Origin of the sequence: Streptomyces sp. NPDC058401 (assembly GCF_042722885.1) — a bacterium.
In the GTDB taxonomy this organism is placed as follows: Bacteria; Actinomycetota; Actinomycetes; order Streptomycetales; family Streptomycetaceae; genus Streptomyces.
In genome coordinates this window covers 38,829-53,769 of sequence record NZ_JBHXKA010000002.1, presented here as the reverse complement: position 1 = coordinate 53,769, position 14,941 = coordinate 38,829, and the positions used below count along the sequence as shown (strand labels likewise).

Here is a 14,941-nt window from a genome sequence, read left to right as displayed (position 1 = left end):
TTACTTCGGGACGATCGTGAACGGCTGGGGCTCGACACCGTCCACGCAACCGGTGTCGGGCGCGGTCGGGCGGGCGAGGAACGAGGCCAGCACGCTTTGGGCGCAAGGCGACTGCGGGACCACCCAGTGGCCGATTCCGGGAATCTGCACGAAGGTCGAGCGTGACAGGTTCCGGGCCACGTCCTTCGCCCAACTCGCTCCGGTCTTCACGTCGAAGGTGCCGGCGACCACGAGGGCGGGCACCGAGCTGAAGGTGGGGACCCGCTGGATCTCCGCGCGGTCCGGAACCTCCCAGACCCCGCAGACCGGGTACTGGAAGGGCAGTTGAGGAGGCTGCGCCAGGACCGTCTCCGGCCACCCGGGGTAGGCCTTCTGCCCCGCCTTCAGCACGTCGGACTCCGTGTACCCCGGAGCCCATTCGCTGCACGCTATCGAGTTGGTCAGGCCGTGCGCGAACACGCCGGTCTTCTGGACCGAACCGGCCGCGCGGGCCTGGGCGAAGCGCTCCGGGTTCCCGTCGGCCAGTTCGGCGAGCGCCGCGGGCATGTCCTTGGGCCGGGGAGTGAAGGCGACGATCAGGTTGAGCAGGGCGCCCCCGTCCAGGACGGTCCTGACCGGCTTGCCCCCGTCCTTCCCGTCCTTCCCGTCCTCCGCGTCCCCCGGCGTGACGTTCAGCGTCAGGGGGTGCGCCTCCAGCTTGCGCACCTGCTCCGTCAGCAGGCCCGGGAGGTCCGGGTAGCGGTCCTTGCAGGCGGGCTGCGCCGCGCACGCCGCGAAGATGTTGCGGATGCCCTCGGAAGTGCTGCCCCAGGTCCACGGCAGCGTCACGAACTGGGAGGGTGCGACCGAGTCGATCGCCACCGCGCGGATGCCCTCGGGGTGCAGGCGCAGGTACGTGAGGGCCAGGTTGCTGCCGTAGGAGTAGCCGTAGACGTTCCACTGGGGGATGGCCAGCGCCGTGCGCAGGTCGGCGAAGTCCGCTGCGTTCTCCGTGCTGTTGTAGGCGCTCAGGTCGGTACCGTCCGCCGTCAGGCGGTCCCGGCACTCCTTCACCGCCTTCAGGTAGAGCTGCTTCGCCTGCCGCGCATCGTAACCCAGGCCCACGGACTGCTCGTTGAACCGGTCGACCTCCGGGCAGGCGAGGTTCGGCCGGTCGTAGAGGTTGCCGCGCTGGGCCATGACGATCAGCTCGCGGTCCCTGTTCAGGCCGGAGCCGATGAGGAAGGGGATGTCGTCGAAGGTGTCGGCGCCGGGGCCGCCCGCCATGAACACCACCGGGTCCGCGGCGGGCTTCGCGGAGAGGGCCGGAATGCGGGCGACGGCCAGCTCGATGGTGCGGCCGCCGGGGCCGGAGCGGTTCTCGGGGACCTCCAGGTAGCCGCACCGTGCGGTGCTCAGCGCCTCGATCGGCTCGGGCGGTTCCGGACAGGCGCCGGGTACGAACCGTGCGGCTGCCCGGCCGGGCTGTCCGGCGGGCTGCGGCGCCCCTGGCGCGGCGCCGGCGGGCACGGGACCGAATGCCGCCAGGCAGGCCAGAGCGGCTGCGGCAGTCACCGCGGGAACGCTGTGCTTCGGCATGTGATCCCGTTCCTCTGCCGACACCGGCGGCTGCCCCGCGGGGGCCAGGCCGCAGCGTTATGGGCGGAACGCACGTCTTCCACGCTACTCGCGGTCGCACGACCTCGCACGCGGCACCGCGCGGGGCAGCGGGCGTGCTCCAGCAGGCGCGAGGGATCGCCGAGTACGTCCCGCACCGGCCCGGCTCGGCACACTGGATCCGCGCGACGACCGCGTCGGCCTCCTCGGTGCGCCCGCTGAACGGCACGCGGCTGTCGCCCGTCCCCGTGCCCGGGCCGCGTCCCGCAGGTGCTGCACGATCTGGGGGCCGGTTCCGCGCCGGTAGAGGGGATGGGCGAACATGCCCCGCCAGTTCTCCTCCTCTCCTTCGTGCGCCATGCGGGTGCGCAGCGGATTGGCGACGAAGTGCAGGCGTTGGTCGGAATACGGCTCGACATCCCGGCGCCAGCGGCCGCGCCGATGGTGTCGAGCGCGGTGCCCGAAGTGCAGCAGTCGATGGCGATCAGCAGCTGCCGTGCCTGCGGTCCTCGAGGACGTCCGCGGAGAAGGACACGCCCACCGCGGCGGGCAGTTCGGAGATCCCCCGGCGCAGCCGGCCGGCGAGATGCGTGAGGCTGTCGGCCACGTCGGGTCGGTGGGGCAGGCCCCGCTCCGCGTGGTCGTACGTGGCCACGCCCAGGCCGGTGAACCGGAAGGCCTCGCCGTCGCTGTCCATGTGCTCCTCCTGCCCCGGTGGCCCGGTTCGCGGGCGCATCACGATGGTTTCACGGCGGACGTGTCACCGGGCTGGGGGTGACACGTCCGTGACCGTTGCCGGGCGGGGCCGGGGCGGGGCCGGGGCGGGGGGTCGGGGCCGGGAGGTCACCCGCAGGCGGTGGTCAGTGTCGCCGTGAACTCCCTTGCCAGTTCGGTGATCACGGGCAGGTCGAAGGCCAGGGCGTTGTACTGGAGCCAGCAGCGCAGGCCGCCGTCGGGCTGTTCCAGGACGGTCAGCTCGGGGACGCTCCGGTCTCCGCCCGGCAGCGGCCAGGGCACCGTGCTGCCGCGCGGCAGTTCCCAGGGCGCGCAGGCCAGGCCGGGCAGTTGGGCGGGCGCCGCCCAGGCCTCGTAGCGGAGCCAGGCCGCGAACGGGACGGAGGGGCTGAACTCGGCGAAGGGGTACAGCTGGTGGTCCAGTGCCCCGCTGTAGACCGTCCGCAGCCGGTCCACCAGCTCGGCGAAGCCCGGCTCCCCGCTGCCGTCCACGCGCAGCAGCAGCGACTGGACGAAACAGCCCACCGTCCGCTCGGAGTCCGGGCGCGGGCGGCCGGGCACCGGGGTCATCACCACCAGGTCGGGGCGGCCGCTACGGCTCGCCAGCAGTCCCGTCCAGGCCGCCGTGACGGCCAGGAAGGGCGTGGCTCCCAGCTCGGCCGCCCGGGCCCGCAGGGCTCCGGCCAGCGCCGCCGGTACCTCGAACTCGTGTGCCTGGGTGAGCACTTCCTCCACCGCCCGGCGGCCGGCGAACTGCTCGACGGCCTCCGGCGCACCGGCCAGCGCGGCCTGGAAGTGGGCCCGGGAGGCCGGCCAGTGCGCGTTCGCCCACTCCACCAACTCCTCGTAGCCCGGGCCCGATCGGGCCGGCGGGGCCGAACGGCCGCGCCGCAGCGCGGAGTAGAACACCCCGAGGTCGGCCAGCAGCACACCGACCGACCAGCCGTCGGAGACCATGTGGTGCACCGCGACCAGCACCACGTGGTCGGTCTCCGACCGGCTGACCACCAGGAGGCGCGCCATCGGGTCGACGGCCAGGTCGGTGAGCCGGTCGCGCTCGGCCAGCAGCAGGGCGTCCACCTCGGCGTCCGTGGCCCCCGGGGCCCGGGTCAGCGTGATCCGCACCCGGGGTTCCGCGTCCAGCACCGCCCGTACGACCCCCTCGCCCGCCGCCTCGAACCGGGTCCGCAGCGCCGGATGGCGCCGGACCACCTCGGTCAGCGCCCGGCCCAGCGTCTCCGGCTCCAGCCGGTCGGTGACCCGGAACAGCGCCGTCACCGCTCCGGCGTCCCGCCCGGGGGCCTCGGCCATCCAGCGGAAGAAGTTCTCCTGCTGCGAGGTGAGCGCGATGGCGTGCGGCTGCGCACGGAGCGCGGCCAGGTAGGGCGTCACGGTGTCCGTACCGGCCGCCGCCGCGCCGCCGGCGCTCTGCCGCCGGTCGGGGTGGTCCACCCAGGCGGCCTGGGAGCGCAGCGAGGGACGCTCGAAGACCACGGCGGTGCCCGCCGGGACCCCGAACTCGGCGCTGATGCCGGCGGCGAGCTGGACCGCGCGGAAGGAGTCGCCGCCGAGCGCGAAGAACTCGGCGGCCACATCGGTGACCGGCCGTCCGAGCAGGCGCCGCCAGAGTCCCGCCAACCGCAGTTCCGTCGGGGTGGCCGGGGCGACCACGGGACCGGTGGGCTCCGCGGGGGCCTCGAAGAGGGGGCGGAGCAGGTGCTTGACCACCTTGCCGCTCGGGTTCCGGGGGAGTTCGCTCGTGAGCAGGATCCGGACCGGCAGCTCGGGGCGGCTCAGCCGGCCGCTCAGGAACAGCCGTAGGTCGTCCAGGTCCAGACCGTCCGGCCCGGCCACCACGACCGCCACCGGGACGGCGCCCATCACGGGGTGCGGCAGGCCGAGCGCGGCGGCGTCGGCGACCGCGGGATGCCCGTGCAGCACCTCCTCGATCCGCAGCGTGGAAACCTTCAGCGCCCCGCTCTTGATGACATCGCTCTCCCGGTCGACCAAGTACAGGTAGCCGTCCGGGTCGAGGCGTCCGACATCGCCCATCCGTACCCAGCCGTCCCGGAACACCCGGTCGCTCTCGCCCGCGGCGCCCAGGTAGCCGCGGGGCGGTCCCGGCTGGCGCAGCCAGACCTCGCCGACCTGCCCGGCGGGCAGCGGCAGCCCGTCCGCGCCGAGGATCCGCAGGTCACCCGGGTCCGCCGGGCGGCCCAGCGAGCCGGGGCGCCGGGTGTCGACCACGGTGGAGATCTGCGCGGGCGAGGCCTCGGCCGAGGTGTAGGTGTTGACCAGCGTCGCGCCCGGAAGCGCCGCCGCCAACGCGGCGGCCACCGGTACGGGCAGGGCGGCGGCGGAGGAGTTGACCAGGCGCAGACCGCTCAGGTCGTACCGCCCGGCGGTGCCCGCGTTGACCAGCTCGATCGCCATCGAGGGCACCAGGAAGGCGGTCCCGACCCCGAACTTCTCGACCGCGCCGCCGAACAGGTCGGCGTCGAACCGGGGCAGGCTGAGCGTGGTGGGCGCGGCCGTCAGGGCGCCCAGCAGCATCACCTGGCCCGCGTTGGTCCCGATCGGGAAGGCGTGCAGGGCGTACCGCGAGTGCGCGTAGGCGCGGCGGCGGGGGTGGGTGACCAGGCCGGCGGTCAGGTTTCCGTGCGCGGCGAGCACGCCCTTGGGCGCGCCGGTGGTGCCCGAGGTGCCGATCACCTGGGCCGGATCGGCCGGGCCCACCCGGTACGGCGGGTCGGCCGGCGGCTCAAGGTTCGCGGCCAGCAGGGCGTCCAGGCGGAGCTCCACCAGCCCGGGGAGGGCGGGCGGTTCGGCCTCGCCGGGCTGGTGGAGCTCCACGTCCTGGTGGAGCTCCACGTCCTGGCGGCCCGTACCGTCCCCGAGGCCCGTGCCGTTCCCGAGCCCCGTACCGTCCCTGAGGACCGTGCCCGCCCCGGCCAGTGCGGCCAGGGCGGCGGCGTCGGCCTCGGTCAGGTCCTCGCGGACCGGGACGGGCACCCCGCCCGCGTACTGGACGGCGAGGAAGCCGACCGCGTACCGCTCCCAGCACGCGTTGGAGAACCGCAGCAGCACCCGGTCGCGCGGCCCGACCCCGGCGGCGGCCAGCCCGACGGCGGCGCGCAGCGCCTCCTCGCGCCAGCGGCGGTAGCTGAGTTCCCCGCCGCCGACGACCTGGAGCGCCACGCGATCCGGGTGTTCGGTGGCACGCGCGTCCAGGAGCTCCGGGACGGTCGTGGCGGCGGGCGGCGCGGTGGTGGCGATGGCGGTCTCCGGTGAGGTGCGGTGGCGGGTGGTGACAGACGGGCGGGCGGGCGGGCGGTCGGGGCGGGGTCAGTCCAGCCGGTCGGCGGCCTCCTCCTCGCTGAGGGCGTCGATCTCCGCGATCAGCAGGGCCTCGATCCGGGCGGCCAGGGCTGCCGGGGTGGGGCTCTCGAAGACGTCGCGGATCGACACGTCGAGGCCGACGCCGGCCCGGATGCGGGCGGCGACCCTGGTGACCAGGAGCGAGTCCCCGCCGAGGGCGAGGAAGTCGTCGAGGACGCCGACCTTCGGTACGCCGAGCACCTCCTGCCAGAGGTCGACCACCAGGGCCTCGGCATCGGTACGGGGCGCCAGGTACCCGGCCGCGGCGCCCGCCGGGTCCGGGTCGGGCAGGGCCGAGGCATCGAGCTTGCCGTTGGCGTTGAGCGGGAGCGTGTCGAGCAGCACCACGGCGTCCGGCACCATGAAGGCCGGCAGGCGCAGCGCCAGGTGCTCCCGCAGTTCGGCCGCGTGCGGCGCGGTGGCGGTCGCCGGCTGCCCGGCAGCGTCCCCCGGACCGGCTGCGGACGGCTGTATGGTGCCCGGCCGCAGGACGGCGTACGCGAGCAGCCGGCGGCCGTCGCGGACCAGTACGGCCGCCCGGGCGACGGCCGGGTGGGCGGTGAGGGCGGCCTCGATCTCGGCGGGCTCGATCCGGTACCCGCGGATCTTCACCTGGCCGTCGGCGCGCCCGAGGAACTCCAGCTGCCCGTCGGTGCGCCACCGGGCGCGGTCGCCGGTGCGGTACATCCTGCCGTCCGGGGTCCCGGCGAACGGATCCGGGAGGAAGGCCTCCGCGGTCAGCTCGGGCCTGGCCAGGTAGCCGCGCGCGAGGCCGGCGCCGCCGATGTGGAGCTCGCCCTCGGAGCCGGCGGGCAGCAGGCTGCCGCGCTCGTCCAGGAGGTAGAGCCGCACCCCGGGGAGCGGGCGGCCGAGCGGCGGGCGCTGCCCGGCGGCGGACACGCCGCCCGAGGGGCCGACGGGCCCGCCGTCCAGCTCGCCCGCGGTGACGATGACGGTGGCCTCGGTCGGGCCGTACGTGTTGACCAGCCGGACGGTGTCGCCGTGCCGCTCCCGCCACCGGGCGAGGGTGGCGGCGCGGGCCTCGGAACCGCCGAGGACCACCAGGCGCAGCGCGGGCGGCCACGGGGCCTGGTCGCCGAGCGCCACCAGTTCCTCCCAGTACGCGGTCGGCAGGTCGAGTACGGTCACGGACCGTCCGGCCTCGCCGCGCAGCAGGTCGGGCAGCATCCGGCCGCCGCCGGGCAGCAGGACGACACAGGCGCCCGCGGTGAGGGCCGGCCAGATCTCCTCGGCGTGGGTGTCGAAGCCGATGGAGGCGAACTGGACGATCCGGTCGCCCGGCCGGAGCCGGTAGCCCTCCGGGCCGGCCATCCAGCGGACGCGCTCGGCCAGGGCGGCGTGCTCGACGGCGACGCCCTTGGGGACCCCGGTGGAGCCCGAGGTGTAGAGGACGTACGCGAGGCCGCCCGGGTCGGTCCCGGGCAGCGCGGGCCCGGCGTCCGGATCGCCTACGGGCGGTACGGGGCCCCCGGGCGCCGGGATTCGAGGCGCCGTGGTCCCGGACACTGGAACCCCCAGCACCGGGACCCCCAGCACCGGAACCCCCAGCACCGGGACCCCGAGGTCCGGGCGCTCGCCCCCGGTGAGGAGCAGGGCGGCGTCCGCCTCGCCGAGCATCAGCCGCTGGCGCTCGGCCGGGTGCGCGGGGTCGAGCGGCAGGTAGCCGGCGCCGGCCTTCCAGATCGCCATCAGGGCGATGACCAGTGCGAAGGACGGCTCGATCCGGACGCCCACCGCGCGGCCGGCCACCGGGCCCAGTCGCCCGGCCAACTCATCGGACGCACGGTCGAGTTCGGCGTAGGTGAGGGTGCTGCCCGCGCATTCGAGGGCGGGTGCGCCGGGGCGCAGGGCGACCTGCTCGGCGAAGCCGTGCAGGACCGGGCGGGCGTCCTCGGCGACGGCGGGTCCGGCGCCGAGCGCGAGCAGCGAGGCGTGCTCCTCGCCGCTCAGCAGCCAGTCGCCGTGCAGCGGGACCTCCACGTCCTCGACGGCCCGGGCGAGCAGGTCGCGGACCCGGCGTGCGAGGGCCTCGACCGTGGCGCGCTCGAAGAGCTCCCGGTCGAAGCAGAACGAGAGCGTCATCCCGCCGTCCGGGGTGCGCCAGCTGTCCAGCAGCAGATCGGTCTTGGCCCGGTCGAAACCGGAGTCCATGCTCGCCGTCCGGACGCCCGCGGGCAGCGAGGTCCGTTCGTCGGCGCCGGCCAGCTCGTACTGGCTCTGGTGGACGAACACCGCCTGGTAGAGCGGGCCGACGCCGGGCAGCACGGGCAGCCCCAGTTCGGCGGCCACCCGCTCGACCGGGATGTCCTGATGGCTCAGCGCCGCCATCGTCGCGGAGCGCACCCGGCGCAGCACGGTACGGAAATCGGGCTCGCCGGTGAGGTCCGCACGGATCACCCCGGTACGGGAGAAGTAGCCGAGCAGGGCCTCGTGGGCGGTCTCGTTGCGGCCGGCCAGCGGGGTGCCGACGGCGAAGTCGTAGGTGCCGCTCCAGCGGGCCAGCACGCTCTGGTAGGCGGCGAGCAGCACCATGAACGGGGTGCAGCGCTGCTCGCGGGCCAGGGCGTCGAGTCCGGCGACGAGGACCGGGCCGAGGGCGAGTTCGGCGAAGCCGGCCCGGTGGGTGGGCTCGGCGGGCCTGGGGCGGTCCAGCGGCATCCGCAGGGCACTGACACCGGCCAGCCGTCCGCTCCAGTACCGGACCGCCTCCTCGGCCGCGCCGCCGTCCAGCCGGGTCCGCTCGGCGAGCGCGAACTCTCCGAACTGGAGCTTGAGTTCGGGCAGCTCGGCCGCACCCTCGCCGATCTCCTCGCGGTACAGCGCGAGCAGCTCGCGCCACAGCACCGTGAACGACCAGCCGTCGGAGACGATGTGGTGGACCACCACGCTCAGCGCGTGCTCGTGCTCTCCGGCGCTGACCAGGACGGCCCGCAGCGGCGGCCGCTCGCCCAGGTCGAAGGGGGCGTTGACGAAGGGGGCGCACGCCGCGGTGAAGGCCTCCTCCGAGGCCTCCGGTATCGGGACCAGGGTGAGGGCGACCTCCCGTACGGGCTCGACGAGTTGGACGGGCTGTTCGCCGTCCAGGGCGAACCGGGTGCGCAGCACCTGGTGCCGCGCGGTGAGCCGGGTGAGCGCCGCGCTCAGGGCCCGCGGGTCGACGGGGCCGCTCCAGCGCCGGTTCAGGTACATGTTGAACCCGGCGTCCCGCGGGTCCAGTTGCTGGAGGAACCACAGGCGGCGCTGCTCATCGGTCAGCGGATGGCGGGAGACGGGGGCCGGGGCCGGGGCCGTGCTGGGGACCGTGCTCGGGACCGTGCTCGGGATCGGGGAGGTCATCTGTTCGTCTCGCCTTTCGCGCGGGCCTGCAGGGTTTCGAGGCCGATCAGGTCGTCGGACTCGGCGTCCGGGACGTCCCGGTCGAAGCGGGCCAGGACGGGGATGCAGAGGCTGATGAGGACCAGTGCGGCCATGGCGAGGCCGAACACCAGGTAGAGCAAACCGATGCCGCGCCCGTCGCCGGTGCCGATCAGGGCGCCGACGCTGGAGGCCAGCGCGCCGCCCTCGTCCATCAGGGGCTGGAGCAGTTCGGGGCCGGCCGGGGCGACCAGGGCGAAGCCGATCGGCAGGGTGGACCAGGCGACCAGGGTGTTCACCGCGATCACCCGGCCGTGGAAGCGCATCGGCACCTTGGTCTGGATGACCGTCGCGTAGATGCCGTTGAGCAGCGCCAGCCCGTAGGTCATGCCGAACGCGCCGATGGCGACCACGGTCACCGAGGGCCGCAGGCCGGTGACGACACAGGCGGCGGCGAGGCCGAGGGTGGCGAACAGCACCCCGCGCAGCCGCATCCGGCGCGGGCCTCCCCAGATCAGCAGGGTGAGGCCGCCGAGGACGGCGCCCAGGCCGGCCGCGGTGGAGACCCAGCCGGCCGAGGCGGTCGAGGAGAAGGAGAGCACCAGAGGGGTGATGAGCAGGAACAGCGGGGAGAGGAAGATGTTCAGCGCCGCGAACCAGAACAGCATGGCCCTGAAGTGGCGGCTGCCGAGGGCCCGTTGGAACCCGGCCCGGATCTCGGCGCTCACGCTCTCGCGGCGGGTGGCGGCCATCACGTCGGGGAAGCGCACCGCCAGGGTGACGCCGGTGGCGATCAGGTAGCTGACGACGTCGAAGACCAGGATGCCGCCGAGACCGATCACGTGCAGGATGCCGACCGCGATCAGCGGTACGAGGAACTGGGCGAGGCCGAGGGCCATTTGGACCACGCCGTTGGCGCGGCCGAGGAAGCGCTTGGGCACCAGCTGCGGTACCGCCGATCCCCAGGCGACGCGCTGGAAGGCGAGCGCGGTGGAGAGCAGGGAGATCATCACGTAGCAGTGCCAGATCTCCAGCGAATCGCTGAGGTAGAGCACCAGCAGGGCCGCCTGGGTCAGGCCGGCCGCGATGTCTCCGCCGAGCATCACCCGGCGGCGGTCGCCGCGGTCGACTATGGCACCGGCCAGCGGGGCGACGACGATGCCGGGCACCAGCCCGAAGGCGGCGAGCAGGCCGAGCTGGAACAGCGAGCCGGTCTGCAGGTAGATCCAGATCGGCAGGGCGAACTCGGTGAGGGCCGAGCCGATCATCGAGAGCTGCTGGCCGGTGGCGATGGCCAGGAAGCGCCCCATGGTCGGGCGGACGGGGCCGCGCGTACGCGCCTTCCGTGCCTTCCGGTCCTTCCGCTCCTTCCCCGGTGCGCCGGACCGCTCCGGCTGCCCCGGTTGCCCTGATTCCGGCCCCGGTTCCGGCTCGGATTCCCGTACGGGTTCCCCTACGAGCTCCCCTACGAGGTCACGCCCGGAGTCCGGCTCCGTCCCGGCGATGCCGCGGGACAGGCCGGCCAGCCACCAGGTGGCGTCGTCGGTGCGCTCGTACCGTGCCTCCTCACCGGCGGCGATCGAGCGGTGCACCCCGGTCAGGATCCCGGCCAGCTCCTCGGCGCGGTACTTGAGGTAGAAGTGCCCAGCCTCGTCCAGGACCACCACGGCGGTGGTCCCGGCGATCCGGTGCCACTCGCGGAACCGCTCCTGGTAGAACTCGGTCGCCGGGTCCCGGTCTCCGCAGACGGCGATCACCGGCGCGGTGATGGTGCCGCCCTCGCTCTCGTACAGGTCGCCGAAGTAGCGCTCGGCGCCCTTGGTGCCGACCCGGCGGTTGTGCACGATCAGCCGCAGCTGCTCCTCGTCGACCTCGTCCACGTCCAGGCCCGCCGCGGCCAGGGCGTTGATCATGCCCTGGTCGCTGCGCAGCCGGGCCGCCAGCTCGGCGAAGCGCTCGGCCAGTGCGGCGCCGCGGCCCTTCGGGCGGGCGAAGGGGAAGATGCCTCCCAGGTGCACGGCGTCGATCTCCCGGCCGGCGGCCTCCACCCGGCGGGCGATCTCCACGGTCAGCCGGACGCCGACCCCGCAGTGCCCGTAGAGCACCAGAGGTCCGGAGACGTTGGCGACGATCTCCTCGGCGCAGAGCCGGGCGACCTCGTCGACGTCCATCGCCTCCTCGCCCAGCTCGTGGCCGGGGACGGCGATGGAGTGCAGGGCCCAGTCCGCGGGCATGGCGTCGGCGAGCGGCTTGTAGATCAGCGCGCTGCCGCCGCCGTAGGGGGCGCAGACCACACTGGCGGCCGTCTTGCGGCGCTCGGGGGTGAGCAGGTGCAGCAGCCGGCGCGGCCCGCGGTCGCCCTCGGGGGTGGCCACCAGTTCGGCGAGGCGGCGGACCGTCGGGTGCTTGAAGAGGTCCATCACGCTGACCGGCGTAGCCAGTTCGGGGAAGGCCCGGCGCATCCGGGCGACCACCTGGGTGGCGAGCAGGGAGTGGCCGCCGAGTTCGAAGAAGTCGTCCAGCGCGCCCACCCGGGGCAGGTCCAGCAGGTCCGCCCACATGGCGGCGATCACCTGCTCGGTCCCCTCCTCGGGGTCGACGTGGGCGCCGGGGGCCGGGCCGTCCGCCGGCGCGGGCAGCGCCTTGCGGTCGACCTTGCCGTGGGCGAGCAGCGGCAGCCGCTCCAGCACCACGTAGCGGGCCGGGACCATGTAGTCCGGCAGGACCTCGCCCAGGGCGGCGCGCAGCTCGGCGGCGGCCGGGGGTTCGCCGCCCGCGGGGCGCTCCAGGTAGGCGACGAGGTTCTGCTTGACGCCCTCGCCGCGGGCCAGGACCACGGCCTGGGTGATGCCGGGCAGGGCGGTCAGCGCGGCCTCGATCTCGCCGGGCTCCACCCGGTAGCCGCGGACCTTGATCTGGTCGTCGCCGCGGCCGAGGTACTCCAGGGTCCCGTCGGCGCGCCAGCGCGCCAGGTCGCCGGTGCGGTACATCCGCGGGCCGCCGGTGGCGGGGGCGGCGGGCCTGGGAGCGGCGTGCGGCTCCAGGACGGCCGGGGCGGCGTGCGGCTCCACGGCGGCCGGGGCGGCGTACGGATCGGGCAGGAACCGCTCGGTGGTCAGGTCCGGGCGCCCGAGGTAGCCCCGGGCCAGCCGGTCCCCGCCCAGGTACAACTCGCCGGTGACGCCCGGCGGAACGGGGTTGCGGGCCTCGTCCAGCACGTAGCAGCGCCCGCCGGCCAGCGGGCTGCCGATCGGGGTGCTGCCCGGCGCGTCGAGCCCGTCGGTGGTGACCTCGTGGACGGTGATCCCCACCGTCGCCTCGGTCGGCCCGTAGTGGTTGAACACCGCGCACCGGCCCAGCGCGGCGATGCCCGCCGCCCAGGCCCAGCTGCTGGCCTCGCCGCCGAGGACCAGCGCACGGCGCGGCAGCAGCCGTTCCATCGGCGCGTCGGCGGTCAGGGCGGCCAGGTGGGAGGGCGTCATCTTGAGGTAGTCGATGCCGGCCCGTTCGATCTCCGCGGCCAGTTCCACGCCCGCGATCCGGCGCGGCAGCAGGTGGACCCGCCCGCCCGTCGTGAGCGCCAGGTAGAGCATGGTCATGCTGAAGTCGAAGGAGAGCGACTGCAGCAGCCCGTAGGAGGCCCCGGGCTCGATCCGCAGCCGGTCGTGCGCGCCCGCAAGGTAGTTGAGGATCTGGCGGTGCTGCACCGCGACGCCCTTGGGTGCGCCGGTGGAGCCCGAGGTGTAGATCACGTACGCCAGGTGGTCGGCGCCGGACACCTCCTCCAGCGGCGCCCCGTCCTCTTCCGACGCGTCCCGCTCCGCCGCGTCACCGTTGCCGGTCAGCAGGTCGCCCGTCAGCAGGTCGACCGCCGGGTGGTCGCCGAACCGCGGCCGCAGCACGGCGTCGGTGATCAGGACCTTCGCTCCGGCATCGGCGACCAGGTGGGCGAGCCGGGCCGGGGGCTGCTCCGGGTCGAGGGGCAGGTAGCCGCCACCGGCCTTGAGCACGGCCACCAGCGCGACCGCCAGCTCGGGGGACTGCTCCAGGCAGACGGCCACCCGATCGTCGGCGCCCACGCCCAGCGCCCGCAGGCGCCGGGCCATGGAGTTGGCCCGCCGGTCGAGGTCGCCGTAGGTGAGTGTGCGGTCCTCGAAGACCAGGGCCGCCGCCTCGGGCGTCCGGGCCGCAGCCTCGGCCAGCGCCCGGGTGAGCGTGGCCGGACCGCCGTCCGGGAGTGCGGGACCGGCGGCCCAGGTCTCCAGTACGGCCGTCCGCTCGGCCGCGCTGAGCAGCGGCAGGCTGTCGAGCGGCAGTGCGGGGTCGGCGACGCCCGCCGCGGTGAGCAGCTCGAACCGTTCGGCGAGCCGCTCGACGGTGCCGGCGTCGAAGAGGTCGGTGCGGTAGGTGAGCAGGCCGTAGAGGCCGCCGTCCGCCTCCTCGCGCATGTAGAGGGCGAGGTCGGCGTGGGTGGTGGTGGCCTCGTAGCCGAAGCCCTCGGAGTCCAGGCCCGCAGTGGGGGCGGCGGTGTGGTCTCCGTAGTTCTGGAAGGCGAAGGTGGTCTGGAAGACGGCGGCGCGGCTGACGTCGCGTTCCACCGCGAGGTCGTTGACCATCTGCTCGAACGGCACCTCCTGGTGCGCGTACGCGTCGAGCGTGGTCTCGCGGACCCGGCTGATCAGCCGGCCGAAGTCGAGGTCGGCGCCGAGCCGGGCGCGGATCGGCAGCATGTTGACGAACGCCCCCACCACGCCTTCGAGTTCGTGATGGAGACGGCCGGCGACGGCGGAGCCGACGGCGAAGTCCCGTTGTCCGGTGTGCCGGCCCAGCAGGGCCTGGAACGCGGCCATCAGCACCATGTACGTGGAGGCGCCGTACGACTGCGCCACCTCCCCGACCCGGCGGGAGAGTTCGGGACTCCAGCGGAACTCGGTCGCCGCCCCCTCGAAGGTGAAGACCGGCGGGCGGGGCCGGTCGGAAGGCAGCTCCAGGGCCGGGACACCGTCGAGTTCGGTCCGCCAGTGCGCGCGCGAGGCGGCGAGCGGCCCGTTCTCCAGACGGTCGCGCTGCCAGGCCGCGTAGTCCCCGAACTGAACGGACAGAGCCGGGAGTTCACCTGGCGTGCCGTGTGCGTGGTGGGCGTAGCGGAGGTCGAGTTCGCGGTTGAGGAGGTCGATCGACCAGCCGTCGCAGATGATGTGGTGCATCACGAGGGCGAGGACGTGATCTTCCTCGGAGATCCGGACCACCAGGGCGCGCAGCAGCGGGCTGGCCTGGAGGTCGAAGGGTACGGCGATCAGCGCGCCGAGTTCGGCGGCGGCGCGCGCCTGCGGGTCGGGGTCCGCACTGGCGTCCAGGTGCTGGGCGGCGAACGGCGCGGGCTCGGCGACCCGGACCTCGGCCGTGCCGGCCTCGGTGGTGCGGAAGGTCATCCGCAGGCTCTCGTGCCGGGCCACGAGGTCGGTCAGCGCGGCGTCGAGGGCGGCGCGGTCGAAGGGGCCCCGGAGCCGGCGGGCCGGAGCCAGCGCGTAGGCCGTGGAGCCGGGCGCGAGCTGGTCCATGAACCAGAGCCGCTCCTGGCCGCTGGAGAGCGGCGGCGCGGTGTCGGCCGGGCGGGGGTCCACCACCCGGGCGGGGGCCGAGGCGCCGCGCAGCCGCTGGCTGAGAAGGGCGCGCTTGGCTGCGGACCAGTCGGTGGGCAGGTCCTGGGTATCCGTCATCGAGTTCCTGTTCGGGCGTGCGGCGGGTGAATCGGAGCGTGCGGAGGTACGGACGGAGGTACGGGGGTGCGGAGGTGCGGACTCGGCCCGGTAGGGCAGGGCCGAGTGAGTGAGGCGGAGCGGGCCCGGGCCGGGTG

The 14,941-nt window shown here is 74.6% G+C and carries 5 protein-coding genes; all 5 read right to left on the bottom strand.

Features of this window, described 5'->3' with window-relative positions:
* A complete protein-coding gene (locus ACFWNV_RS01095; protein WP_383938504.1) occupies nucleotides 1-1,578 on the bottom strand; it encodes an alpha/beta hydrolase in 1,578 nt (525 codons plus the stop codon).
* Between the two features lie 502 nt (nucleotides 1,579-2,080).
* Nucleotides 2,081-2,293: a hypothetical protein gene (locus ACFWNV_RS01090; protein WP_383938501.1), complete on the bottom strand. Its 213-nt coding sequence runs from the start codon at nucleotides 2,291-2,293 to the stop codon at nucleotides 2,081-2,083.
* Between the two features lie 146 nt (nucleotides 2,294-2,439).
* Nucleotides 2,440-5,562, bottom strand: coding sequence for an AMP-binding protein (locus tag ACFWNV_RS01085; protein WP_383938821.1), 3,123 nt, complete (start codon nucleotides 5,560-5,562; stop codon nucleotides 2,440-2,442).
* Nucleotides 5,563-5,676: 114 nt separating this feature from the next.
* Nucleotides 5,677-9,066 (bottom strand): amino acid adenylation domain-containing protein, encoded by a 3,390-nt coding sequence (locus ACFWNV_RS01080; RefSeq protein WP_383938498.1) that lies wholly within the window; start codon nucleotides 9,064-9,066, stop codon nucleotides 5,677-5,679.
* Nucleotides 9,063-14,804 (bottom strand): amino acid adenylation domain-containing protein, encoded by a 5,742-nt coding sequence (locus ACFWNV_RS01075; protein ID WP_383938495.1) that lies wholly within the window; start codon nucleotides 14,802-14,804, stop codon nucleotides 9,063-9,065. The genes ACFWNV_RS01080 and ACFWNV_RS01075 overlap by 4 nt, the downstream gene beginning before the upstream one ends.
* Nucleotides 14,805-14,941: the final 137 nt, after the last annotated feature.

Bases quoted from the DNA above. Each gene is read 5' to 3' on its own strand.
- ACFWNV_RS01095 (WP_383938504.1), bottom strand. From the start codon at position 1,578: ATGCCGAAGCACAGCGTTCCCGCGGTGACTGCCGCAGCCGCTCTGGCC.
- ACFWNV_RS01090 (WP_383938501.1), bottom strand. From the start codon at position 2,293: ATGGACAGCGACGGCGAGGCCTTCCGGTTCACCGGCCTGGGCGTGGCC.
- ACFWNV_RS01080 (WP_383938498.1), bottom strand. From the start codon at position 9,066: ATGACCTCCCCGATCCCGAGCACGGTCCCGAGCACGGTCCCCAGCACG.
- ACFWNV_RS01075 (WP_383938495.1), bottom strand. From the start codon at position 14,804: ATGACGGATACCCAGGACCTGCCCACCGACTGGTCCGCAGCCAAGCGC.